At 66.1% G+C, this 23,631-nt stretch carries 20 protein-coding genes; 8 read left to right on the forward strand and 12 right to left on the reverse strand.

Features of this window, described 5'->3' with window-relative positions; all coding sequences use genetic code 11:
* Positions 1-20 precede the first annotated feature (20 nt).
* Positions 21-746, forward strand: coding sequence for an amidohydrolase family protein (locus QFZ23_RS03175; protein WP_306920490.1), 726 nt, complete (start codon positions 21-23; stop codon positions 744-746).
* Here the strand turns inward: QFZ23_RS03175 and QFZ23_RS03180 are convergent.
* The 5 genes from QFZ23_RS03180 to QFZ23_RS03200 all read right to left on the reverse strand — a co-directional run bounded on the left by QFZ23_RS03180 (position 743) and on the right by QFZ23_RS03200 (position 5,467).
* The gene (locus tag QFZ23_RS03180; protein ID WP_306920491.1) at positions 743-1,129 is read right to left on the reverse strand and encodes a VOC family protein; all 387 of its coding nucleotides are present in this window, start codon (positions 1,127-1,129) and stop codon (positions 743-745) included. The genes QFZ23_RS03175 and QFZ23_RS03180 overlap by 4 nt on opposite strands.
* 127 nt (positions 1,130-1,256) lie before the next feature.
* Positions 1,257-2,243, reverse strand: a complete 987-nt coding sequence (locus QFZ23_RS03185) for a carbohydrate kinase family protein (protein ID WP_306920492.1) — start codon at positions 2,241-2,243, stop codon at positions 1,257-1,259.
* Between the two features lie 119 nt (positions 2,244-2,362).
* Entirely contained in the window at positions 2,363-3,157 is a 795-nt protein-coding gene (locus QFZ23_RS03190; RefSeq protein WP_306920493.1) for an ATP-binding cassette domain-containing protein, read from the reverse strand.
* Positions 3,154-4,200, reverse strand: coding sequence for an ABC transporter permease (locus tag QFZ23_RS03195; protein WP_306920494.1), 1,047 nt, complete (start codon positions 4,198-4,200; stop codon positions 3,154-3,156). The genes QFZ23_RS03190 and QFZ23_RS03195 overlap by 4 nt, the downstream gene beginning before the upstream one ends.
* Positions 4,201-4,348: 148 nt before the next feature.
* Positions 4,349-5,467 carry a substrate-binding domain-containing protein gene (locus QFZ23_RS03200; RefSeq protein ID WP_306920495.1) on the reverse strand — a complete coding sequence of 373 codons (1,119 nt, stop codon included), beginning with the start codon at positions 5,465-5,467 and terminating at the stop codon, positions 4,349-4,351.
* A gap of 164 nt (positions 5,468-5,631) precedes the next feature.
* Between QFZ23_RS03200 and QFZ23_RS03205 the strand changes: the two genes are divergently transcribed.
* Together QFZ23_RS03205 and QFZ23_RS03210 are read left to right on the forward strand one after the other, a co-directional pair.
* Positions 5,632-6,630, forward strand: a complete 999-nt coding sequence (locus QFZ23_RS03205; RefSeq protein WP_306926634.1) for a LacI family DNA-binding transcriptional regulator — start codon at positions 5,632-5,634, stop codon at positions 6,628-6,630.
* Between the two features lie 54 nt (positions 6,631-6,684).
* Positions 6,685-6,978, forward strand: coding sequence for a putative quinol monooxygenase (locus QFZ23_RS03210; RefSeq protein WP_306920496.1), 294 nt, complete (start codon positions 6,685-6,687; stop codon positions 6,976-6,978).
* Between the two features lie 120 nt (positions 6,979-7,098).
* Here the strand turns inward: QFZ23_RS03210 and QFZ23_RS03215 are convergent, their stop codons facing one another.
* Positions 7,099-9,762, reverse strand: coding sequence for a GH32 C-terminal domain-containing protein (locus QFZ23_RS03215; protein ID WP_306920497.1), 2,664 nt, complete (start codon positions 9,760-9,762; stop codon positions 7,099-7,101).
* 293 nt (positions 9,763-10,055) lie between these two features.
* Here QFZ23_RS03215 and QFZ23_RS03220 point away from each other — a divergent pair, with 293 nt between their 5' ends.
* Positions 10,056-10,394, forward strand: a complete 339-nt coding sequence (locus QFZ23_RS03220) for a hypothetical protein (protein ID WP_306920498.1) — start codon at positions 10,056-10,058, stop codon at positions 10,392-10,394.
* 313 nt (positions 10,395-10,707) lie between these two features.
* Positions 10,708-12,870, forward strand: a complete 2,163-nt coding sequence (gene malQ / locus QFZ23_RS03225; protein ID WP_306920499.1) for a 4-alpha-glucanotransferase — start codon at positions 10,708-10,710, stop codon at positions 12,868-12,870.
* On the opposite strand, the gene QFZ23_RS03230 is transcribed toward malQ, so the two are convergent.
* On the reverse strand, positions 12,867-15,707 hold the full coding sequence (locus QFZ23_RS03230) for an alpha-amylase family glycosyl hydrolase (protein ID WP_306920500.1): 2,841 nt from the start codon (positions 15,705-15,707) through the stop codon (positions 12,867-12,869). The genes malQ and QFZ23_RS03230 overlap by 4 nt on opposite strands.
* A 159-nt stretch (positions 15,708-15,866) precedes the next feature.
* Positions 15,867-16,910, reverse strand: coding sequence for a lactonase family protein (locus QFZ23_RS03235; protein WP_306920501.1), 1,044 nt, complete (start codon positions 16,908-16,910; stop codon positions 15,867-15,869).
* Positions 16,911-17,151: 241 nt separating this feature from the next.
* Here QFZ23_RS03235 and QFZ23_RS03240 point away from each other — a divergent pair, with 241 nt between their 5' ends.
* Positions 17,152-17,964 carry a putative protein N(5)-glutamine methyltransferase gene (locus QFZ23_RS03240; protein WP_306920502.1) on the forward strand — a complete coding sequence of 271 codons (813 nt, stop codon included), beginning with the start codon at positions 17,152-17,154 and terminating at the stop codon, positions 17,962-17,964.
* Between the two features lie 175 nt (positions 17,965-18,139).
* Here QFZ23_RS03240 and QFZ23_RS03245 read toward each other — a convergent pair whose 3' ends face one another.
* The 4 genes from QFZ23_RS03245 to QFZ23_RS03260 form a co-directional block, all read right to left on the reverse strand.
* Complete coding sequence (locus QFZ23_RS03245; RefSeq protein ID WP_306920503.1) at positions 18,140-19,987, reverse strand: HNH endonuclease signature motif containing protein; 1,848 nt, start codon at positions 19,985-19,987, stop codon at positions 18,140-18,142.
* A 537-nt stretch (positions 19,988-20,524) separates the two neighbouring features.
* Positions 20,525-21,007, reverse strand: coding sequence for a hypothetical protein (locus QFZ23_RS03250; protein WP_306920504.1), 483 nt, complete (start codon positions 21,005-21,007; stop codon positions 20,525-20,527).
* A 110-nt stretch (positions 21,008-21,117) separates the two neighbouring features.
* A complete protein-coding gene (locus QFZ23_RS03255) occupies positions 21,118-21,381 on the reverse strand; it encodes a GlsB/YeaQ/YmgE family stress response membrane protein (protein WP_306920505.1) in 264 nt (87 codons plus the stop codon).
* Positions 21,382-21,528: 147 nt separating this feature from the next.
* Complete coding sequence (locus QFZ23_RS03260; RefSeq protein WP_306920506.1) at positions 21,529-22,359, reverse strand: aldo/keto reductase; 831 nt, start codon at positions 22,357-22,359, stop codon at positions 21,529-21,531.
* A gap of 168 nt (positions 22,360-22,527) precedes the next feature.
* Between QFZ23_RS03260 and QFZ23_RS03265 the strand changes: the two genes are divergently transcribed.
* Together QFZ23_RS03265 and QFZ23_RS03270 are read left to right on the forward strand one after the other, a co-directional pair.
* The gene (locus tag QFZ23_RS03265) at positions 22,528-23,247 is read left to right on the forward strand and encodes a CDP-alcohol phosphatidyltransferase family protein (protein WP_306920507.1); all 720 of its coding nucleotides are present in this window, start codon (positions 22,528-22,530) and stop codon (positions 23,245-23,247) included.
* A 136-nt stretch (positions 23,248-23,383) separates the two neighbouring features.
* Positions 23,384-23,593, forward strand: a complete 210-nt coding sequence (locus QFZ23_RS03270; protein WP_306920508.1) for a hypothetical protein — start codon at positions 23,384-23,386, stop codon at positions 23,591-23,593.
* The last annotated feature ends 38 nt before the right edge of the window (positions 23,594-23,631 follow it).

Below are 23,631 nucleotides of genomic sequence, written 5' to 3' on the forward strand. Positions count from 1 at the left end.
CCAGGCCGAAATCGAAGGCGGTGGCACCGTTCTGGCCCCGGCCCGAGGAGTATGCCGAGGCCGTGCGGTTCTTCGCCGGGCGCGGCATTCCCACGGCCACGCACGCAATCGGCGACGCCGGGGTGGCCGCGGTCCTGGACGCCTTCGAGTCCCTGCCTCCGGGCACAGGGGCTACTCCGGCGTTGCCGGGAGTGCACCGGATCGAACACCTCGAGACCGTTCCCGATGAGCTGATCGGAAGGTTCTCCCGATCCGGCCTTATCGCCAGCATGCAGCCGACCCACTGTACGCACTACTCCCGCGCCGACCACTCGGACAACTGGTCCACCCGGCTCGGCACGGAAAGGGCAAACAACGCCTGGCGGTGTGCGGACCTCCGGGCTGCGGGAACCGTCCTGGGACTCGGCTCCGACTGGCCGATCGCCCCCTTCGAACCGCTGCCCATCCTGGCGGACGCGCAATTACGACGGCGGTCGGGCCACCCGGGCGAACAGCCGATTGTTCCCGGCCAGGCCCTCACGGCCCGTCAGGCGCTCGAAGGCTACACCTCGCACGCCGCCCGGGCAGCGGGGGAGTTGGCGGTTTCCGGCTCCATCACAGTGGGCAAGCGCGCCGACTTCACGGTGTTCGACGTGGATCCGCTGACTGCTGCTCCGGATGACCTTGCAGCGGCCCGGGTCCTGGCGACATTCGTGGACGGGCAGGCGCGGCACTCGGCGGTTGGGACCGGCGGGCAGCTGTCCTAGGAGCTGATGGGCTCAAGCCGCTTGCGCAGCAGGCAGAACTCGTTGCCCTCGGGGTCGGCCAGGACGTGCCATTGCTCGTCGCCGGTCTGCCCGACGTCGGCGGGACGGGCGCCGAGGGCCAGCAACCGCTCTAGCTCGGCGTCCTGGTCCCGGTCGACGGGGTTGACGTCGATGTGCAGGGGGAGCTTTCCGGTCCGCGGGTCGCTGCTGGGGCTCAGGATGATGGTGGGCTGCAAGCCGCCGAACCCGGCGTCGGGCGGGCCGATCTCGATCGCACCATCCTCCCGGTCGAGCTCGACGTAGCCGAGGAGCTCGCTCCAGAACCGCGCGAGCAGTTCGGGGTCGGCGCAGTTGAGGACAAGTTCGCTGATACGGCATGCCATGCACCTCAGTCTACGGAGACGCTCGGCGCGGATGCGGTAATTTCCGGACCCGCCTGTGGCGGCGCGGGATTGGGCCAGCCCTGTGGCCAGGGCATTCGCAGGACTGGCCCAGCCGCCGCGCGGTACCTTAGGAGACGGCGGCGGACGCCACCTCCGCGGGCGCCGCCTCCTCCTCAGGCAGGTCCGCCAGGAGCTCGGCCGCCGTGGGCGGATTGGCTCCGGGGCGGCGCACGGTTATCGCGGCGGCCTTCGAGGCGGTGCGTCCCAGCGTTTCCAGGACGGCCGGCGCCAGGCCATCCGTTCCCCGCGCAAGCAGTCCGTAGATCAGTGCCGCCATGTAGGAATCGCCGGCGCCGATGGTATCGGCCACGGTGGACCGGACGGCCGGCACCACCAGCTGCACGTCGGTAGTGGCAAGCAGCGACCCCTCGGAACCGCGCGTTACCACCGCCAGCCCCGCACCCAGCCCCAGAATCCGTGCTGCGGTGTCCTCGAGCTGCAGGCCCGGGTACAGCCATCTGGCATCCTCGTCGCTCAGCTTGACCACGTCAGTGAGCGAGACCAGCTCCTCGAAGATGGTCCGGGCCTCAGCCTGGCTGCCAAGGAGTGCCGGGCGGATGTTGGGATCGTAGGTGACCACGCATTCGCGGTGCGACTGCTCCAGGAGGGTCCTGACTGCTGATGCCCCCGGAGCCAGGAAGGTCGCGATCGAGCCGGTGTGGAGCACCTTGGGAAGGGACGGCGGGGCCACCGGCGGCAATTCCCAGTGGATGTCGAAGTCGTAGCTAGCGGCGCCGTCGGCAGCCAGTGTCGCGGTGGCGGTGGCCGTCCTGCCCGCTGTCCTGGAGCCGGGCAGGAGCGCGACGCCGGCGCGGTGCAGATGCGCCTCGATCGCCCGGCCGCGGTCGTCGTCGCCGATCGAGGTGAGGAGTTCGGTCCGGACGCCGAGCAGGCCCAGCCCGTAGGCAACGTTCGACGGCGATCCGCCCGGATGCTCGACGGTACCTTCCGCGGAGGCGACAACGTCCACCAGCGCTTCGCCGATGACGATGACATCCGGGGTTGCCGCCCGGGTTCCTGGGCTGGCAGGTCCTGCTTTGGAGGTTGGGATCACGGTGGGCCTTTCATGGGGCCGTCCGCGGGCCGGAGCCGGCCCGCGGACGGAGGTGGTGACGTGCTGGTTCGAAGGTGGCGCTGGTTTGGTGAGGCTGGGTTTTGGGTAGCGCTGCCTGGTCAGGCTGTGGCGGCGCCGGTCATGATCGCCACGGCGTCGGTCATGCTGTGCGACTGCGGGGTGATGGTGGCGGCGCACTTGCCGAGGCGCTGGATGTGGATCCGGTCGGCCACGTCAAACACGTGGGGCATGTTGTGGCTGATCAGGATGACCGGCAGGCCCCTGTCCCGGAGGTCCCGGACCAGCTGCAGGACCTGGTTCGATTCCCGGACGCCCAGGGCTGCGGTGGGTTCGTCAAGAACCACCACCTTGGAGCCGAATGCGGCGGCGCGGGCCACGGCCACCGCCTGGCGCTGACCGCCGGAAAGGTTTTCGACCGGCACAGTCACGTCCTGCAGCGTCGAGATGCCGAGCCTGGTCAGTTCCTCCTTGGCCTTGCGTCGCATGCCCTTGGTGTCAAGGACGCGGAAGATCTTTCCCAGCGGGCCGGGAAGCCGCTCTTCACGGCCCAGGAACAGGTTGGAGGCGACGTCGAGTGCTGGTGATACCGCAAGGTTCTGGTAGACGGTTTCGATGCCGTGGACGCGGGCGTCCTGCGGACGCTTGAAGTGGACCGGCGCGCCGGAGACCTTCAGTTCGCCGGAGTCAGGGACCTCGGCGCCGGTGAGGCACTTGATGAGCGTGGATTTTCCGGCACCGTTGTCGCCGATGATCGCCAGGACTTCGCCCGGGTACAGGTCGAGGCTGACGCCGTCCAGGCCCACAACGCGGCCGAAGGTCTTGACGAGGTTCCTGGCCTGCAGGATCGGCTGGCGGACCTCCGTCTTGGCCGGCTGGAATTCTGTGGCGGTCATGATTTCACCTTTCGGATCCACTGGTCGATCGACACAGCGAGGATGATGAGGACGCCCACGGCGAGGGTCTGGTAGAGCACATCGAGGCCGGCGAGGGACAGGCCGTTGCGGAACACGCCGACGATCAGCGCCCCGAGGAGGGAGCCCCAGATGGAGCCGCGTCCGCCGAAGAGGCTGGTTCCGCCGATGACGACGGCGGTGATGGAGTCGAGGTTCAGGTCCACGCCGGCGTTGGGGCTGGCTGCGTTCGTGCGGCCGATCTGGATCCACGCGCCGATAGCCAGCACGGCCCCGGCTGCGAGGTAAACGCTCATCAGGACCCGGTTCACAGGGATGCCGGCCAGGCGGGCGGCTTCCTTGTCATCGCCCACCGCGTAGACGTGCCGGCCCCAGGCGGTCTTTCCGAGGATGAACGCGACCGCGATGTAGAGCAGGAGCATCATGACCACGCCGGTGGAGATCCGCACAGGTCCGACCGGGAATGTGCTTCCCATCCATGTCAGCAGACCGGGCATGGCCGAGCCGCGGACTGTGGAGCCGCCGGAGTAGAGAAGCGTCACGGCGATGAAGATGTTCAGCGTTCCGAGCGTGACGATGAACGGGGGGAGCCGGAACCTGGTGACCAGGAAACCGTTCAGCGCACCGGCTGCCAGACCCACGATGAGGCCGAGGAGGAGAGCGAGCGGAGCGGGTGTGCCGCTGCCGACGGCCAGCTGTGCCACCACCATGGATGAGAGGATCATGACGGCGCCCACCGAGAGATCGATGCCGGCGGTGAGGATGATCAGGGTCTGGGCGATTGCGAGGGTTCCCACCACCGAGACCTGCTGGGTGATCAGGGACAGGTTCTCGACACGCAGGAACCTCTCATTGAGGAGCCCGAAGACCACCACCGCAACAAGCAGGACAATGGCCGGGCTGAGCGCGGGATAGCGGTGGAGGATGTTGCGGATTCGGCTGAGCGGGGTCTGGCGGTCGAGGAATTCCTCGGCCGGGTCTGCATGCCCTGCGGCGGGCGGTCCGGCGGTCTGTTGCTGGGTCACTGTTGCTCCTGAACTTCAAGGTCCTGCTGGGGCTGGTTCGGCTGGGGCTGGTGCGGCGGCTGCTGCTTCTGCAGTTAATTCTCCTGCTGTGAACCGCGGGAGAGTACTGAATCTTCAGCGCCCTCCCGCGGTGCGGGGTCCATGCTGGTTACTTGCCCCAGCAGATCTTGGAGGCCTCGGACGTGGTGATGCTCTTGACGCCGTCGACGGCCTTATCCGTGACGAGCTCGACGCCGGTGTTGTAGAAGTCCAGTCCTGGTGAGTTGGCCGGCTTCTTGCCGGTCTTGGCCAGCTCAACGATGGCCTTGACGCCCAGTTCCGCCATCTTCACCGGGTACTGCTGGGCAGTGGCGCCGATCACGCCGGCCTTGACGTTGTTGACGCCCGAGCAGCCGCCGTCCACCGAGACCACCAGCACGTCCTTTTCCTTGCCGGCAGACTTCAGCGCCTCGAAGGCGCCGGCCGCAGCTGGCTCGTTGATCGTGTAGACCACATTGATGTTCGGGTTCTTGGCGAGGAGGGTCTCCATCGCGGTCCGGCCGCCGTCTTCAGCGCCCTGGCTTGCCTGGCTGCCCACGATTTCGTAGTCGCCGCCCTTGCCACCGGTGTACTTGCCGGTCTTGGCCTCGTCACCGTTCTTCTTCTTGTCCGCGGTGTCGATGCCGAGGCCGGTGAGGAAGCCCTGGTCCCGGTTGTAGTCCACCGAGACGACCTTGTCGTCGAACAGGTCCAGCAGCGCGATGGTGGCCTTCTTGCCGCCAAGCTGCGCGGCGGTCCATTTGCCGATCAGTTCACCGGCGGCGAAGTTGTCGGTGGCGAAGGTGATGTCGGCGGCGTCAGCGGGGTCCGGCGGGGTGTCCAGGGCGATGACGAACAGCCCGGCGTCCTTGGCCTTCTTCAGCGCATCCACGACGGAAGGGCCGTTGGGCGTGATGAGGATGCCCTTGTCGCCTTTGGAGATTGCGTTTTCGATTGCCTGGATCTGCGTCTCTTCGTCGCCGTCGGCCTTGCCTGCTGCGAGCTTGAGGTCCACGCCGTCGGTTTCGGCGGCCTTCTTGGCGCCGTCCTGCATGGAAACGAAGAACGGGTTCGAGGTGGTCTTGACGATCAGGGACACACCGACCTTCTCGCCCGAAGAGCTTCCGGCTGACGAGGTGGTCGGGGAACTCCCGCCGCAAGCGGTGAGGCTGAGCGTGCCGAGGGTCAGGACTGCACCGATGGCAAGCAGGCGGTGGGTGACTGTCCGCGGGGCTTTGGAACTCAACATTGAATCTCCTGTTTTCGTGGCACTTCTGGTGCCTGACAACGATGTCATGCATCATGTAATCAAGATCACAAGGTACAGTCAAGAGAAATTCGATGATGAAGGACCCAATAATGACAACGATGTCTAATCGTTACCAGCCCGATACCGCAAAGAACCGGCCGACTATGCGCCATGTCGCGGCACTGGCCGGCGTCGGCATCAAGACCGTCTCCCGGGTGATGAACGATGAACCGGGGGTGTCAGAGGCGACCCGCCAGCGCGTCCTCGGCGCCTCCCAGCAGCTCAATTACCAGCTGGACATGGCGGCGGGAAGCCTTCGTCGGGCCGGCCGCCAGACCCTTTCCATCGGTCTCCTGCTGCCAAGCGTGTCCAACCCCTTCAGCGGCGAGATTCACCGCGCCCTGGAGGACGCCCTGACCGCGCGAGGCATTGCGGTCTTCGCCGCCAGCCTCGATGACGACCCCGAACGGGAGAAAGCCCTGGTTGCCGCCTTCCTTGGCCGGCGTGTGGACGGCCTGGTCCTGACGCCCATCGCGAAAAGCCAGTCCTACGTCATCCCGGAGCACTCACGCGACCTGCCGATGGTCTTCATCGACCGCGAACCCGTGGGCATCGAGGCAGACGCAGTGGTGACGGATAACGCGGTCGGATCAGCCATGGCCGCCCGCCACCTGATCGCACACGGCCACACGAAGCTTGCCTATCTGGGCGACCGCACAGATATCCAGACTGCCCGCGAACGCCGGCGCGGCTTCATCGAAGAAGTTGGCAGGGCGGGCATCGCGACCTCCTCGGTTCCGGTGCTCGAAGGCCTCCACGACGAGGATTCGGCGAGGCGGGCCGCCCTTCAGTTGCTGACGTCGGAGGCCCCGCCCACGGCCATCTTCTCCAGCCAGAACCTCGTCACGTTCGGCGTCATGCGGGCGCTGAAAGAGCTCGGCGCCAGCAAGCGCGTTGCCCTCGTCGGCTTCGACGACTTCACCTTGGCCGACATGATGGAACCGGGCGTGACCGTGATTGCCCAGCATCCCGACCGGATCGGAAAGCTCGCCGCCGAACGCCTGCTGGCCAGGATCGACGGCGACCACAGCGCGGCGGAGACCTACGTCGTCGCCTCAGAGCTCATAACCCGCGGGTCCGGCGAGCTGCGCCCGCCGGAATGAACAGCCCGCCGGAATGAACCAGACCACCAAACCCTCACCCCCGACAGGAGAATCATGACCAAGACGCTCTACGCCGAATTCACCGTCAAGCCAGGCAGTGAAGCCCGGGTTGCCCAAATGATGCGCGAACTCACCGAGCAGGTGCGCAGTGAGCCCGGCAACCAGCTGTTCCTGCCGTACACCCGGGAAAGCAACCCCCGGGAGTACTTCGTGTTCGAGGTGTACGAGGACGATGCAGCCTTCCAGGAACACATCACAGCGGACTACGGCGCCCGGTTCAACAGGGAGCTCGCGGACCATATCGAGGAGGACGGCTCGGTGCTGACCTGGCTGCAGCCGGTCCACTAAACCCGACGCCGCCTCGCCACAAAGACCGCCCGGCCAGGGCGGTGCTAAACGGCCCGGTCCGGCACGAATAAGGCCGGTGTCCGCAGGTTCTGCGGACACCGGCCTCCCGTTTACCGGCCGTTACTTCCTGTTCTTGGTGGGCACTTGCGCTGCCAAGAACATGGACCGGCTGAGCGGCGTGACGGTCAGTGACTTCAGTCGGGCGGTTCCCCCTTCAGCGAAGAGCGCCACCTGGTTGGCGCCCTGTTCGGGGAAGACCTGGTCCGTGATGGTCCGCAGGCCGTTCTGGGCGAACACCTCCACCGAGGACCGGTCCACGTAGATGCGCAGCGTCACGTTGCCGCTCACGTCTACGGTCACGGGGGCGGAGTCAACCGAAACGAAGAGCGGGTGGAAGTCAGTGCTGCCGGAGTTGCTTCGGTCGACGTACAGCTCCCCGGTTGCCTTGTCGTAGCCGATGACCGTCGATTTACTGCCGTTCCCCAGGACTGTGATCCCGGCCTTGGACGCTGATCCGGGGGCGAACGTCACGTCGATCCGCTGCACGTCGCCCGAGGCCGCAGACGGCAGCGCGTGGGTGCCGGCGGGAATGTTCCGCGCCCGCTTTTCGGCGTAGCTTTCCTTTGTGCCGAGGCCATCCACCTGCTGGACTGCCTTCTGCGTCAGCCGTGGACCGTTGGCCGTCTGCGTCAGGGCAACTTCGCGGGGGAGGGACATGGCGCTGCGCCATGGCGAGGTTGGAATGTTGTTGGCGTAGTCCCAGTTGTTCATCCAGCCGAGCATGATGCGCTTGCTCTGCGGCATGTTGTTGAAGGACACGGACGCGTAGTAGTCCCGGCCGTAGTCGAGCCAGTCATAGGTCTGGACCCGCGGCGTGGCCGGCCGCGGAGAGGCGACGAACTCGTCCGCCAGGATGTGGCCCCAGCCGAAGCGGTTGTTGTCCACCACCCGGATGCTGGCCTGCCGCCCCCTGAACTCGGAAACGTTCCACGATGCCCAGTCCAGGACCTCGCTGTTAGCCCCGGTGGCCGACCTGACCACCTTGCCGTCCACCACGAGGTTGACGGTGGTCTCATCGGAACGCGGCACTGCGGCCTGATCCGTCAGCATGACGTGGTCCAGGGTGAGGTGTCCCCAGCCGCCGGTGGCCTGGTCCACGATCCGGAGCTGTGCCTGCTGCCCGGCGAACTCGGACACGTCCCAGCCCTTCCAGTTCAGGGCTCCAGCGTCATCGCCGGCGAGACTGCGGACCACGTTGCCGTTCACCAGCAACTGGGCTTCCAGCGTCTGTCCGGAGCCTGCCGTGCGGTGTCCGCCGCCCACCAGCATGCTCATGAAGTTCCGGTTTACCGTGAACGACGGCGACGTCAGGGTTCCCTGCCTCTCGTCGCTGGACGCGCCTCCCGTATCGAACGTGTTGATCCGTTTGGTGCCGATATAGAAGTCGCCGCCGGAGGTTGCTGGCTGGAACACCGGTGCCAGATCCCCGGTTCCTGTCCACCCGGCGTCGGCCAGAGTAGAGCCGTCCGGTACCTCAAAGCCGTTGAACAACAGGTCCCCCGGCGGCGGGGTGTTGTCCAGCTTGTCCGAGACCCGCGGATGCTGTCCGCCGCCCACCAGGAAGTTGAGGTAATCGCTGTCCACGGTGAACTGCGGCGAGGCCATCGACCCCAGCGGCCAGTCGCCGTCGTTGAATGAATTGATCAGGCCGGCGCCGGCAAAGCCTGTGACGGCGTTCTGCCCGGTGAGGGTGCCGGCCGCGGGTGCCCCGGCGAATGGCCCGTCCTTCCAGTTGCCGGGTTCGTTGTTCACCGTCCAGCCGTTGTACGTGCCGTCGTTGAAGCCTGCCAGGGGAGTGCCCGCGGGCAGCGCGTCACTGGCCTTCGTCGTCTCCGAGGTGAACGTGGTGCCGTCGAAATTGCCCACGAAATACTGCCCGGCCGAGCCTCCGGCCACGCCTCCCGGGTTGATGTTGACCACCATCACCCACTTGACGTTCGCGGGGTTGCCGTCGACGGCAAGCGGGAACAGGTCTGGGCATTCCCAGAGCCCGCCCGTGGCGTTCGCCGGGCCGAACTCGCTGAGCTGTGTCCAGTCCTTGAGGTTGCCGGACTTGTACAGCACCACCTTGTGCTCGGTAGCCTCGACGGCTGCCATCACCCAGTAGCCGCCTCCGCCGGGGGAGTCGTACCAAAACACCTTTGGATCGCGGAAGTTCGCCGAGTTGCGGTTTAGCACCGGGTTGCCGCTGTACTTGGTCCATGTCTTGCCCTCATCCAGGCTGTACGCAAGGGATTGGGCCTGCAGCCCCTTGTACGGCGAGGCGTCCTTGTAGGCGCTGGTAAAGATCGCCACGAGAGGAGGGTTCGCGGCCGTGCCCAGGCCGGAGCTGTTGTTCTTGTCCACCACCACGCTGCCGGAGAAGATGTCCTGCTGGTCGTCGGTGGCGATGGCCAGCGGCTGCTCCTTCCAGTGCACCAGGTCTGTTGACGTGGCGTGTCCCCAAGACATGTTGCCCCACTGGTTGCCGGACGGATTGTGCTGGTAGTAGAGGTGGTAGACGCCCTTGTAGAACACCATCCCGTTGGGATCGTTCATCCAGTTCTGCTGCGGCGTGTAGTGGTAGGCCGGCCGAAACTGCTCGTCGCCGGAGGTGCCCGCCGCCGTTGCCGTCCCTGCTCCCGCGAGTACCGCGGCGAGGCTGAGGCCGGCCACGGTCAGAGCGGTACATAACTGTAGCCTGCCGAATTTTCTCTGGTGCATTGTGCTGGTGTCGCCCTTCATCGCGCGTGCCTTTCCCCAACTTGAGATGGGTAGACAACGTTGTCAGTGACTGGAACGCTAGGGGATGTCCACAAGACAAGTCAACGGATCCGACGGCTGCAAATCGGCCTGCTGTTCGTGCCCCTTGGAGCTGGCTACCGCCCGGACCCTGCCTCCAGGCCAACAGTTGCCAGCCCCCGGAGGAAGCGCCCAGGCCAGCGCCGCCGCCGTTCCCCGTGGGGGCGCTAGGCGGACACCGTTGTCACGGTTCTGCCTGCGAAGTTCGCCGGGAGCGCGGTTGTTAGGGTGGAATCATGAAACGCAGCCTCCTCGCCATGTCCATGCTTCCTGTCCTTGTCCTGCTGGCGGGCTGCGCCCAGGCCGAGGAAGCAGCCCAGAATGCGGCGAGCTCGGCGGTGTCCCAGGTTGCCAACGCTGCGGCCGAGCAGGTGAAGGGCCAGATCTGCACCCTGATCGAGGACGGCCTGGTGAGCTCCTCGGACAAGGCTGCGCTCGCGGGTCTTGCCGCCGGCGCCGAAACGGCCGGCGTGCCCGCCGAAATCACCGGACCCCTGAATGCAATCGCCCAGGCCGGCGACAAGGTTCCCAGCGATTCTGTCCGTGAGCTTCAGAAGGCCTGCGCTGCCGCTTAGGCCTGACCGCGGGAAGGTCACCACCAAGGCAGGTCACCCCTGCGGCGGATCACCACTTGGCCGTCACCAGTAAGCACGACATCCATAGAGCTTTTGACCCACGGCCTCCCCAGCCAGTCAACGCAGCCTGCAATAATCGGAACCAGCAGTTGCGGGGGCGCTGAAAACGGCCGGCCGCAACGGGCAGCAGCGTTAGTTTCGGGCCGATTACAGCAGACGAGGCGGACATATGAAGGCTCCCAGCCAGCAGCACGCGACTCCCCCTGAAGGACCTTTCCCTGCAACCTCTTCCCCTGAGCCTTCTTCCGCGCGAATGCCGGCGAGCAACGGAGCGCCGGTAACCAACACCGGGGTCAATCCCGAGCTGCTGCGCTGGCTGGCGGAGGCGTACGGCGTTGGCACGTCCTACCAGGGGTGGGACGGGCAGCCGCATAACGTTGCGGCCGAAACCCTGATCGGCGTCCTGGCCGCGCTGGGCGTCCACGCCCATACCGATCAGCTCATCGAACACGAACTGGCAGAGGCGGAACTGGCGCCCTGGCGCCGGATGCTGCCGCCCGCCGTCGTGATTCAGGAAGGCACACCTGGGCAGGTGAGCGTCCATGTCCCGCACGGTTCGACCGTCCGCATGTGGGCCACCACCGAGGATGGACGCGAGCTGGAGGCCGTCCAGGAGGACGTTTGGGTGGAACCCCGGGAAGTGGACGGCGTTCTGACCGGCCGGGCCACCTTTGCCGTGCCACAAAACACAGGCCTGGGGTGGCACACCCTGCGTGCCGAGGCGGCCGGGGTGGTTGCCGAAGCCACGCTGGTGGTGACCCCCGCCAGCCTGTCCACGGCAGCTGACCTTGAGCAGCGCCGGGGCTGGGGGCTCGCGACGCAGCTGTACTCCGTCCGTTCCAAGCGGTCCTGGGGTGTGGGCGATTTTGCCGACCTCGCCGAGCTTGCAGCGGTTGCCGGCGCACGCGGGGCCGACTACGTGCTGGTGAATCCACTGCACGCGGCCGATCCCGTGCCGCCCCTGGAACCGTCGCCGTATTCACCGTCGACCCGCCGGTTCTTCAACCCGCTGTACCTGCGGATTGAGGCTATTCCGGAACTGGCCTACTTGAAGCCGAAGAAGCAGTCGCTCGTTCACGGCCTCATGAAGCAGAGTCGGAAGCTGAACAAGGATGCCACGCGGCTTGACCGGGACAAGGTCTACTCCGCCAAGCTCGCAGCGCTCGAGCTGATCTTCGACGTCCGCCGTTCGCCGTCGCGGCAGTTGGCGTTTGAGGAGTACTGCCGCAGGGCAGGCGCCGGGCTGGATGACTTTGCCCTCTGGTGCGCCATCCGTGAGGACCTCGACGCCGATGACCCGTTTTGGGCCGACCCAACGGCTGCGCTCGGCTCGCCTTTGGCGGAGAAGCTGCGCGGCGAGCTGGCGGAACGGATCGAGTTCCACCGCTGGCTGCAGTGGCTCTGTGATGAGCAGCTTGAATCTGCCCAGCAGGCCGCCCGCAACGCCGGCATGCGCCTGGGCGTGATCAACGACCTCGCCGTCGGCGTGGACCTCCAGAGTTCCGACGCCTGGACGCTGCACGGCGTCCTCGCGCCCGGCGTCAGCGTCGGCGCGCCGCCGGACATGTACAACCAGCTGGGCCAGGACTGGCACCAGCCGCCATGGCACCCCACCCGCCTGGCCGAGGCCGGTTACAAGCCGTTCCGGGAGATGCTCGCGACGGTGCTGCGGCATTCGGGCGGCATCCGGGTGGACCATATCCTCGGCTTCTTCCGGCTCTGGTGGGTGCCCGAGGGGAACTCACCGGTGGACGGCGCATACGTCAGGTTCGACCACGACGCCATGATCGGCATCCTCGCCCTGGAGGCTCACCGTGCCGGCGCCGTTGTGATCGGCGAGGACCTGGGCACCTTCGAGCCGTGGGTCCGGGACTACCTGGCCGCGCGGGGCATCCTGGGCACCTCGATCCTGTGGTTTGAGAACGACGGTGACGCCCCGCTGCCGCCCGAGCGGTACCGGCTGCAGGCGCTCTCCAGCGTGAACACGCACGACCTCCCTCCCACGGCCGGCTACCTCGCCGGCGACCACGTGACGCTGCGGAACGCGTTGGGGCTGCTGGAGCGTTCCGCGGAGGAGGAGCGCCTGGAGCACAATGCCAAGCTGGAGAAAATGATGGACCTGCTCCGGCAGCGGGGCTTCCTTTCGTCCAGCGACGCCGGATCCGAACAGGAACGCATCGAGGCGCTGCACCGACTGCTCGCGCAGACCCCCTCAGTCCTTCTCGGGGTGGCGCTCGTGGACGCTGTCGGCGAACGCAGGGTGCAGAACCAGCCCGGCACCACCTCCGCCCAGTACCCCAACTGGCAGGTGCCGCTGGCCAACTCCGACGGGGACCCCGTGCTGATCGACAGCCTTGAGGGCGACGACAGGTTCAACTCCCTGCTTGCTGCGGTCGAGGAGGCCATGCGGGCCTAGCCGACCGTGATCACGTGCGTGGTGTGGTCGTACCGGAAGGTGACCGGGCCGCCGTCGTGATTCAGCACGATGTTGGAACCGTTTGGGGCGCCATCCTTGCCGTAGTTTTCATCCCAGGAACCGTTGATGGCCGCCTTGAATTCGTACTGCCCCGCGGGAAGGTCGGCCGTGAGTTTCCACTGGCGATCGGCCGGATCAAAGGCCATGAACGCCGCCCCGCACGCCGGCTGCCAATCCTCCGGGCACCCCATCTCGTTGTTCAGGCTTCCCGCCACAGTGACAGAGTCGGGCTGCGGTGCGGCGCCCACCACCACTGTCCGGACATTGCTCACCACGTTTGACCCTTCGAGGCTTGCCCGGTAGCGCACCTCGGTGCCGTCGGCGAGGTCCAGGGCGGTTAGGTCGTCTGCCACCGAGTAGGCCGGCGACGAGTCATCTGCGGAGCCGATGGCTGTCCAGGGCCCGCCCGCGATGCTGCGCTCAAAGCGCACCACGTGGCTGGCCTTCTCCGGGTCCGCCGTGGCAACCACGTCCACATTCCCCTGGACGGTGCTGCCCTCGGCCGGCTGCTGGATGGCCAGCAGCGGGTCCGGCACCACAACCGACCGGGAGGCGCTGACCGACGTGCGGCCGGCGTTGTTCAGGACGGCCGCCCGGTACTCCACCGCAGTGCCGGTGTCCAGTCCCGAGACATCGTGGAAGACGCGGTAGGGGGCGGTGTCGTCTGTGCCAACTCGCTCCCACTTGCCGCCCGGCGTCCTGGCCTCAAAGGTGACCTCGTAGAACGAGTTGCCGTCGACGTCGGCCGTCACCTGGATACGGCCGTTATCCCCGGCGGACGTGGCCGCAGCCGCGGCGGAAACGGGGGCCTGCAGCGCGACGGCGGGCGCCGCCTTCTCTCGTGGGATCCGGCCGGATGACTGGTAGACGACGGCGGACAGTGGCGGCACCGTGACGGTGAGTTTGCCGTCGGCTGAGGTCTTGGAGTTTTCGGCGGCGTCGCCGTAGATGAGGCTGTAATTGCGCTTGGCGATGTAGGTGGGAACAGCGGCGGTCTGAGGTTCCTCACTGTTGTTCAGCGCTACCACGTACTCGCGCTGTTCCTTGGCATCGGTGCGCGAAAACGCGTAGATGCCGGGCCCGTCCGAGGCGTAGCGGTGCTGGTGGGCGCCGTCGCGCAGGGCGGGGTGCTGCTTGGTCAGCTGCGCGAGTTCGCGGATCTTGGCGTAGAGGGGATGCCCGGTGTTGAAGTTGTCGGTGGCGTGGGTGCCGTCCGTACCGAGCAGGTCATCGTCGAGGTAGTCGGGCACCTTGCTGGCGAATAGCGTCTGGCGGGCGTCCTGGTCCCCGCCGGGCCCCGTGAAGCCCTGCTCGTCGCCGTAGTAGACCACGGGGTTTCCGCGGGAAAAGTACATGAGCTCGTGGGCGAGTTCGTCGCGGGCCACGCGTTCGGCGTCGTCCGCGTCCGGGTTGTCGGTGCTGATGAAGCTGCCGATCCGGCCCATGTCGTGGTTCCCCAGGAAGGTGGGCAGTTGGTAGACGTTGGAGTCCGCGTCGGTGTACCAATCGTCGGCGGCGAAGAAGGTCCCAAGTTGCTTCGCATCCTGGCTTTTCGAGGCGAAATTGCGCGCCGCATCCTGGAACGGGAAGTCGAGGACCGCCTGCATTCTGTTGCGGGTGGTGAACTGGCTCGTGTTGCTCTTGGACGTGTCGAAGACCTCGCCGAACATGAAGAACTCGTCCTTGCCGTGCTCCTTGGCGTATGCCAGGACTTCTGGCCCGAACTGCTGCCAGAATTCGTCGTTGACGTGCTTCATCGTGTCGATGCGGAACCCGTCCACGCCGAAGTCCCGGATCCACGTCTCGTAGATGTCCGTCATGCCGGCCACGACCCTCGGGTGTTCGGTGAACAGGTCGTCCAGGCCGAAGAAGTCTCCGTAGAAGGAGTTTTCGCCGGCAAAGGTGGTGTCGCCGCGGTTGTGATAGAGCGTCGGGTCGTTGAGCCAGGCCGGAACCTTGAGGTTCTGTTCCGCCGGATCAAGCACCGGCGAGTACGGGAAGGAGGTCTCGGCGTCGAGCATGGGGAAGTCTGCGCGGCCGGCGAAGTCCCGGTCATCGAAGGCTTCGCCCGAAGCGGTGCGATACGGCTCTTTGTCCTTGGAAACATAGCCGGTGCGGGCGCCCTCCTTGTAGCCGATCACGTCCGCGGTGTGGTTGGTGATGATGTCGAAATACACCTTCATGCCTCGTGAGTGCGCCTCGTCGATCAGCGCTTTCAGCTCGGCGTTGGTGCCCAGATGCGGATCGATCTGGGTGAAGTCCGTGACCCAGTAGCCGTGGTAGCCGGCGGAATTGTCCTCGGGCTGGACCGCCTTGTTCTTGAAGCTTGGTGTCAGCCAGATCGCCGTGGTTCCGAGCCCCTGGATGTAATCGATCTTGTCCAGCAGGCCGTTCAGGTCCCCGCCGTTGTAGAAGCCCTTGCGGGTGGGGTCGAAGCCGGAGACCATCGGATCTGGTCCCAGGCCGCCTTCGTCGTTGCCGGTGTCGCCGTTGCTGAATCTGTCGGCCATAACGAAGTAGAAGTTCTCGTCTGTGACAGGAGTGCGGAGGGAATGGGCCCCTTTATCCGTGTCCGACGGCGGGCCCGGGGTTTTGTTGGTGGCCGCGGCTTGGGTTGGCGCTTCGGTTGGCGGGGCTGTTCGGGCGGTCGCTGCCTGCGCGGGCAGGGCCGATGCAGCCAGCAGGACGAGCGCGCCGGCTGCTGCCAGAGTTGCGCGGGTGGGCTTGATGGGAGTGCCGGTGCGGCGCGGGGAATTCAGGCGAGGGACGGTGAACATGTTGGACCTTCCGCAAAGCAACGTTGCTTGTCCGGGTGGGGAAGCCCGGAATCCGTTAGGGTGCCGACTCGTCCAAGGCAAGCCCGATCACCAATATCGCTCCTGTGATGGAGGCGTATTGGTAATGACTAATCCTGTATTGGCTTTGTCGATTGCGGTTTAGCTTGCCACAATCAGGGCCGTGGGGGAACCCGCAACGAGACGCTGGAGCGGACCTTCCGGAAGGCCGGTCTGGACGTTCAGGTGGAAGGTTGTGATGTCATGGGAGCGCTCATGGGCCACGTGAAGCCATCCGCCGTGGACTAGGTGGTGACGGGGCCAGTCGCCGCCGCTGGCAAAGTCGCCAAGCGGGGTCAGCAGACTGCCCTCTGCCGACGGCGTCACCTCCAGCACGCTGATGCGGTTGGATCCCCGCGTGCCGACATATGCGAACCGTCCGTCCGCCGATAGGGCAATTTCGGCCGCAGAGTCACCGTCCTTTGCGCCGTCGGACGTCGCGGGACCCTGGCCGACCAGCTCGAACTTCCCCGATGCCGAGGCGGCCCGGGCTGCGAAAACCTCGATGGAGTACTCGGAGACCACAAACACCGTTCCATCGGAGTGCTGCACCAGGTGGCGGGGACCGCTGTTCTTCGGAAGCACCACCTCATGGTCCAGCACCAGGCCTGACCGGGGGACGTGGTTCCACACGCGGAGGAGGTCGTGGCCGAGGTCGGTGGTCATGATCCGGCCGTCAGCGAGTACCAGGCTGGCGTGGGCCCGGCTGGGGCGTTCGTCCCGGTGCGGGTCGCTGGATGGCGCCGCCGGAAGGCGGCTGGCGATGTCGCCGTCGTCCGTCAGTTCGTACAGCAAGACCTGGCCGTCGCCCCAGCACGCGACGACCAGAAATTTGCCCTGCGGGTCGACGGTGACATGGCAGGCAGCTTCACCGGCCGCCCAGGGCTCGCCGGAGGCTTCGAGGCCGAACTCTCCCCGTCGCCGGTACGCCTGGACGGTTTTGGCGTTCTCGCCGACGGCGTAAACCACCGGCAGCTGCCGGTGCACGGCAACGAACGACGGCGAGTCCGCCTTTGCCGCCGTACCGCGCCAGGTGAGCGTCCCATCAGCGTTGGCCGATACGGCCCCGATCCCGGCACCATGGCCGCCGCTGTCCGCGGTGTAGGAGCCGGTCCAGATGAGCGTGTGGTTTTCGCTGTGGGTCATCGTTCCATCCTGCCAACAATTGCCGGATTCGGCGTCGGATAACATGGATTCTTGCAGAGCCGATTTGACTGCTGGGCACGTTTAGAAGTGCCTGTGCGGGCAGATTCAGTACTACCGGGAGGTGAGAACAATTCACGCAATGCCAGCCTGGGTTCTCCCTGCCCGCCGCGTTACGGACCGCCAAGGTTAGTCGGACGTACGCATGCACGGAGCGCCTCTCATTCAATCGAAGGACGCATCCATGCCTGTTCAATCAACGCTTTCCCGCTCCACCGTCATCAGCAGGCTGCGCGCCGCCGGCTGCGTCTTTGCCGAGGACGAAGCGGACCTCCTCTTGTCCGCAGGCCTGGCCCCTAATGAGCTGCTCAACGCCGTGCAGCGGCGAGTCGACGGGTTTCCGCTCGAGCACATTCTCGGCTGGGCCGAGTTTTGCGGCTTGCGGATCAAAGTCGAGGCCGGCGTTTTTGTGCCGCGCCGCCGGACGGAACTGCTGGTCCGCGAGGCTGCGGCACTCGTTGGCGCCGCGTCCGCAGAGCCGTTGTCGTCGACCCCTCCGGTTGTTGTGGACCTGTGTTGCGGCTCAGGAGCAGTAGGCACTGCGTTGGCGGCACTGATGCCCGGCATTGAGGTGCACGCTTCCGACGTCGACCCGGCTGCGGTGCGTTGTGCCCGCCTCAACGTCGTGCCGGTGGGCGGTGTGGTCCATGAAGGTGACCTTTACTCGGCGCTGCCTGCCCGGCTCAGGGGCAATGTTGAGATCCTGGCGGTAAATGCGCCGTATGTGCCCACGGCTTCAATCAGCAGCATGCCTCATGAAGCCCGCGTGCACGAGCCTCGGGTGTCGCTCGACGGCGGCCCTGACGGGCTCGACATCCAGCGCCGGGTCATCGCGGAAGCCGCGGCCTGGCTCAGGCCGGGTGGGCACCTCCTCATCGAAACGAGCCGGCTGCAGGCTCCCGTTACTGCAGCGGCCATGGTCATTGGGCGATTGAGCCCGCGGATTGCCACGTCAGCCGAACTGGACGCGACAGCGGTCATTGGGAAGCTGTTGTAGGTCGCGAAGCGGTTGTAACGCGGGGAGCGGCTGACATTCCGGGAGCCGCAGCGATTCAACGTTCGCCCACCTGTGGCGGGCACCGGTTTGAGGTCGCAGTGCCTGCCGTACCTGGCACGAATACGCCGCGTTGCCGCTGCTTTTTGTGGCCCGCGGCGGCGTCCTGTCTGGCGGTTCATGTTTTGTGGTGGTGGTTTTGTCGGGGTTGTTGGCGGGGGTCGATGTGGGGTGGCGGGATGAACCAGGGGGTCCCGTTTTTGACGTGGATTTTCCACTGTTCTTTGTGGATGAGGTGGTGGTGGTGGGTGCAGAGGAGGACGCCGTTGTCGGTGCTGGTGGGTCCGCCTTGTGACCAGTAGGTGATGTGGTGGGCTTCGCACCAGGGGGCGGGGATGGTGCAGTTGGGGAAGGCGCAGCCTTGGTCGCGGGCGGTGAGGGCTTTGCGGATGTGGGGCGGGAAGATGCGGGTGGTGCGGCCGATGTCGAGGAGGCGTCCTTCGGTGCCGAGGAGTATGGGGATGATGTCGGCGTCGCAGGCGATTTTGCGGATGGTGGAGGCGGTGACGGGTCCGGTGTAGGTGAAGGTTCCGCTGCCGGTGGTGGGTGTGCCGGGCAGCGCGGCGCCGGTCCAGTTGATGCCGGCGAAGTCGGTGCCGGGGCTGGGGTGCGGGTCGGTGCCCGGATCGGGCTGGGGTTCGCTGGTGTGCCAGGTGTCTGGACCGGTTGGCTGGGTGCCGGGGCGGGTGGTGGGGCGGTTTTTGTTGTAGCGGGGGCCCTGGGCTGCGGTGGTTTGGATGCTGTTGAGGAGGTCCTGGTAGGAGACGGTGACCATGACCTGGGGGCGGAGTCCGCCGGTGGTGGGCAGGGTGCCGGCGGCGAGGGCTGCCTTGCAGCCCCCGACGAGGCCGTCGAGGAGTTGCTGCGGGCGTGTGCGGCGGTCCAGGTCCAGGTCCGGGACCGGGGCGGGGGCGTTGAAGACCGCGTCGAGGTTGGCTGCGGCGGCACTGCCGCCGTCACTGCCGCTGCTACTGCCGCTGTTACTGTCGCTGCCACTGCTGCCGTTGCCGGGGCTGTTGTCGGGGCCGGTGCTCTCGGCGCTGCCGTCGCTGCCGCGGTGGGTGGTGTTGGGGGTGGTGGTGCGGGGGTTGGTGGCGGTGTTCATGATGGTGGTGAGGACTTCGAATTGGTCGGTGGTGGCGTGGACTTCGAAGTGGTGCAGGCCGCCGCGTTTGTGGTGGAGGAAGATGCCTTGGCGGTGGCGGAGGGTTTCTTCGCTGGGTTCGGTGCCGTCCTGGTCGAGGGCGTTGATCCAGCGGTGGGCGATGCGGGTGAGGAAGTCGTGGTCGTTTTCGATCGCGGTCTGGGTGAGGTTGTGTTCCATGTGGACGATCGCGGCGGGGTCGGGGATGTGGCGGACTTTGTCCAGGGCGGTGGTGATGATGGTTCCGGCGCGGGAGGAGATGATTCCGGCGGTGAGGGCGGCGGCGGTTTCCTGGTGTTCGGGTGGCATGGGCCGGCCGGCGAGTCCGGTGCGGGGGAGGATGGCGTTGGCGAGGGCGAGGCGGCGGCGGGCTTCGGTGGTGCTGATCCGGAGCCGGGTGCGGAGGAATTCGGCGGTGTTCCGGGACCCGTCATCGGCCGGGGACCAGGTCACCGCACACGCCGGCACACTCGCGGTGCCGGTGCCGGTGCCGGTGGCGGTGGCGGTGGCGGTGGCGGTGCCGCCGGCGGTGGCTGTGGCTGTGGCGGGTGCGGGTTCCGTGTTCCAGCCGGTGGTCCAGCCGGCCGCGCGGCTGGCCGTTGCGGCGGCGTTGATCGCCTCGGTCCGCGTCCGGTCCACCGCCGCGGCAGCAAGCAACTGGAGGTACTCGATACGGCGGGAGAGTTCCTCGGCAAGGTCAGCGAAGTCCGCCACTTCAAGGAAGTTGGCTGCGGCCAGCTCCTCCTGCGCCGCGGTGGTTGCGGAGTCCAGCAGCGCCAGGCCCGCCTCCAAATCAGGGGTTGCCAGCGCTGGGGACTCCAATCCGGCGCCGAAGCGGCTGGCGGCATCAAAGCCGGCGGCAGCACGCCGTCGGACGCGTCCTTAATAACAGCGTCAACAACAGCGTCAGAACGGAAACCGGCAACGGGAACGCGGCGAAGCCCGCGGCCCCGCAGCAAAGCAGCGGCACTCAGGCCGGAGACATCCGTCCCGGCTGCGGTACCCGCTCGATCCTCCCCAAAGTCTTCCACAGGAAAACTATCTCAACGGGGTCCGACATTTTCGGATGTGGCTGGGGGCATATGCATGGCTGAGCCGGCGGCAGCACCGCCGTCGGACGAAGATGTGTCCGCATCGGCGGTGCCTGATCCGGGCGGTGCCCGATCCGGCAGAAGCCGGACGTCCGGAAGCGGGGATGCTATGCAGCAGGGCAGCACGCAGGCCGGGCAGTGTTGCCCGGCCTGACATACCGTCTGCGTTTTCCCCGGTGGCTTCCATAGGAAAACATTGTCAGAGGGGTCTGACATTTTTGGTTCTTGCCCACACCGCCCGGGATGCAGGCTCAAGCAGACTCTGGAGCTACTGTTTATCCGGATTTACATTCGTGGCGGCGCCGGCCGGAGTGGCTCCGCCCTCGTCCGACCAGTCCTGACCCGCGCTGTCGTTAAGTGCCGGATCGGACTCAACATCGGAGGTTCCGAGGTTGACCGTCTCCGGATGCGTACTATGGGCGGGCACGTGTCCGCTGTCTTCTGATGTACCGGCTGCAGACGCAGTGCCGGCAGAAGCGGTGCCAGCGTCGCCCGACTTCGATGCATCGCGGTGGATGGCCGAACCGAGTACGGTTCCGGCCCGGCGCGCGGCTTCCGCCAGCTGGTCACCGACATCAGGGGCCTTTTCCTTGACGGCTTCGGTTGCTGCCGCGACTTTGTCCTGGACCGGCTTGCTGTCCCAGATGCTGGCGGCCCGTGCTTTGAGCTTGTCGTACGCTGCCCGGCCGGACCTGGATCCGAGCACGTAGCCTGCAGCGATTCCGGCGCCGAAAAGAAGTTTGGATTTCATGATGATCTCCTACTCTTGAGGGGATTGTACGATTTGGTGGGCCCGGTAGGGCCTGGGGTAGGGAACCGGCCCCGGGAGGTTCCCCGGAGCCGGTTCCGGCACTGCCCTGTCTAGCGGGCCGTACGCTTGGTAATCATGCCGTAGACCAGCAGCACGATAAGTGCGCCACCGATCGCCAGCAGCCAAGTGGACAGCGAGAAGAACTCGTTGATCCCCACTCCAAAGAGTGCGCTGCCGATAAAGCCGCCGAGAATTGCGCCAACCACGCCGAGGAGAAGCGTGATGAAAATGCCGCCGCCCTGCCGGCCGGGGAGGATGGCCTTAGCAATGGCTCCAGCGATGAGGCCAAGAATCAGAAATGCGAGAAAACCCATCTTTTATCGTTCCTTCTTCCGCTAAAGGAGTTACCCGGATTGCCGGATACGCTTCGTCCTTCTCCCTAATACTAAACATGCTTACTATTTTTCTTCCAGTCGCCTTCGAGTCCGGAGCGGCTGGCAGCGCCCACCCGGGCCCAGGCATCAGTGGCCTTGGACGTCGGAATTTACACCTGCCTCGGGGCCTTCATCGAGGGTGCTGATGGCGGTCAGGTCCTCCTCATCCAAAGCGAAATCGAAGACCTCGATGTTCTCCTTCATCCGCCGGGGATCGGCGGACTTGGGGATGGCCACCAGCCCCTGCTGCACGTGCCAGCGCAGCACTACCTGGCTCACCGTCCGGCCGTGTTTGCCGGCGATTCGGATCAGAACGGGCGCGGACAGCAGGCCCGACCCTGCACCCAGCGGGCTGTACGATTCGGTGGCGATCCCGTGCCGCTCGTTGTAGGCGCAGTCCGCGGAGCGGGTCACGGACGGGTTGAGCTGGATCTGGTTCACGGCCGGCACAACTTCGGTCTCCCACATGAGCTTTTCCAGATGGGCCGGCTTGAAGTTGGATACGCCGATCGACCGGACTTTCCCTGCGCCCTGCAGCCGCTCAAAGGTCTTCCACGTGGAGATGAATTCTCCGCGGCGGGGGAGCGGCCAGTGGATCAGCAGCAAGTCCACATAGTCCAGGTTCAGGCGCTTCAGCGAGCCCTCAAGGCCTGCCGCGGCCAGATCTCCACCCTGGAATTCCCCGTCCAGCTTGGTGGTGATGAAGAACTCCGCCCGGTCCAGGCCGCTGGCTCGGATTCCGGATCCGACGCCGGCCTCGTTCCCGTATCGCACCGCCGTATCGATATGCCGGTACCCGGCTTCCGCAGCTCTTACGACGGCGTCACTCACCTCCCGGTCGTTCAGCGGCCAGGTGCCAAGGCCGATCTGAGGTATCCGGTTGCCGTCGTTCAGCTCGATGACTGGTGCGAGTGCCATGCGGAAGAGTCTTTCCTATCGGGGACAGTTTGCCCAGACCCCGTTTGCTGGCTGGCGCGCCCTCTATTGCTATCTTCCGAGGTCAGCCCGGGAATGCTTGTGGACCGCCTGTTGTTACGATGAGCGCAAGGGAGGCATATGCAGGTCTTGCTCGGTAGGCGCGCTCTGGTGGACGTAGCCGTTGCCATGGCTGGTTTCCTTGTGTCCGGGAGCTGGGTCCTGACCGTTACAGGTGCTGAAGCAACGTACTTCCTTGCCGCCATAGGTGCCGGACTGGCGGTGATGGGAAATGCTGCGGCTTCCATCCTCAACCGCAAGCCCAGGGTGACCACGGCCGCGGACCGCGTTACCCTGATTCGTGCTGTCTTGGTGGCATGCTTTGCGGCGGCGACAATTCCGGCGCTGTTCGGCGGAACCGGCCCCGCCATGCCGGTGGTCGTGCTGGGTGGGGCGGCTTTTCTTCTTGACGCGGTGGACGGGGCCGTTGCGCGGCGGTTTGCCTGCGCGAGCCCGGCGGGAGGTCGGCTGGACGTCCAGACCGACGCAGCGCTGGTCCTTGTGCTGTCGTGTGCAGCTGTACCTGTCGTCGGCCCCTGGGTGCTGGCCGTCGGACTCATGTGGTACGCCTTCGTGGCCGCGGGATGGATCAGGCCTGAACTGAAACGGGTGCTGCCTGTTAAGAGGCTGCGCAAGGTTATCGGCGCCTTCCAGCCCTTCGCCTTGCTGCTGGCACTCACACCCGGAGTGCCCGGTGGAATCGGCATGGCTGCCGTTGTCGTGGCGCTCGTGGCGCTGGTGGCCTCGTTCGGCCGGGACGTCGTCGAACTGGAGACAGGCCACCGCAAGTGGACCGGCCGCCGCCGCCCCAGCACCGAACTGGTGAACTGACGGCCCTGGCTCAACTGGCAGCGCCGGGGCTCCACGCAGGACCCGGTGCTCTGGACTATCCATGGCGGCGCTGGTAATCCTTGGAGTAGCCCGGCCGGAAATATCCTGGCCTTTCCACCAGCTAAGGATCCAGACCATGAGCGAAACGCCCGCCGATCCGGAGCAGAACCCGACGGACCAGCCTAAGGATGGTTCACCCAAGGGATTCCCCTTCGACCCCAACCAAGACCCGCCCCTGGAGGAACCCGCAGTTCCGCACCAGGACAATCCGGGACCACCCACGGGCCCGGACGGCGAACCTGATGAGCCCGCTCTGGAGGATCCCCAGCGACCGCCCGCCCGGTAACAACTGACTCCGCACTCCGGTGCCGTCTGTGCCGATGC

Source organism: Arthrobacter globiformis (genome assembly GCF_030818015.1).
GTDB lineage: Bacteria > Actinomycetota > Actinomycetes > Actinomycetales > Micrococcaceae > Arthrobacter > Arthrobacter globiformis_C.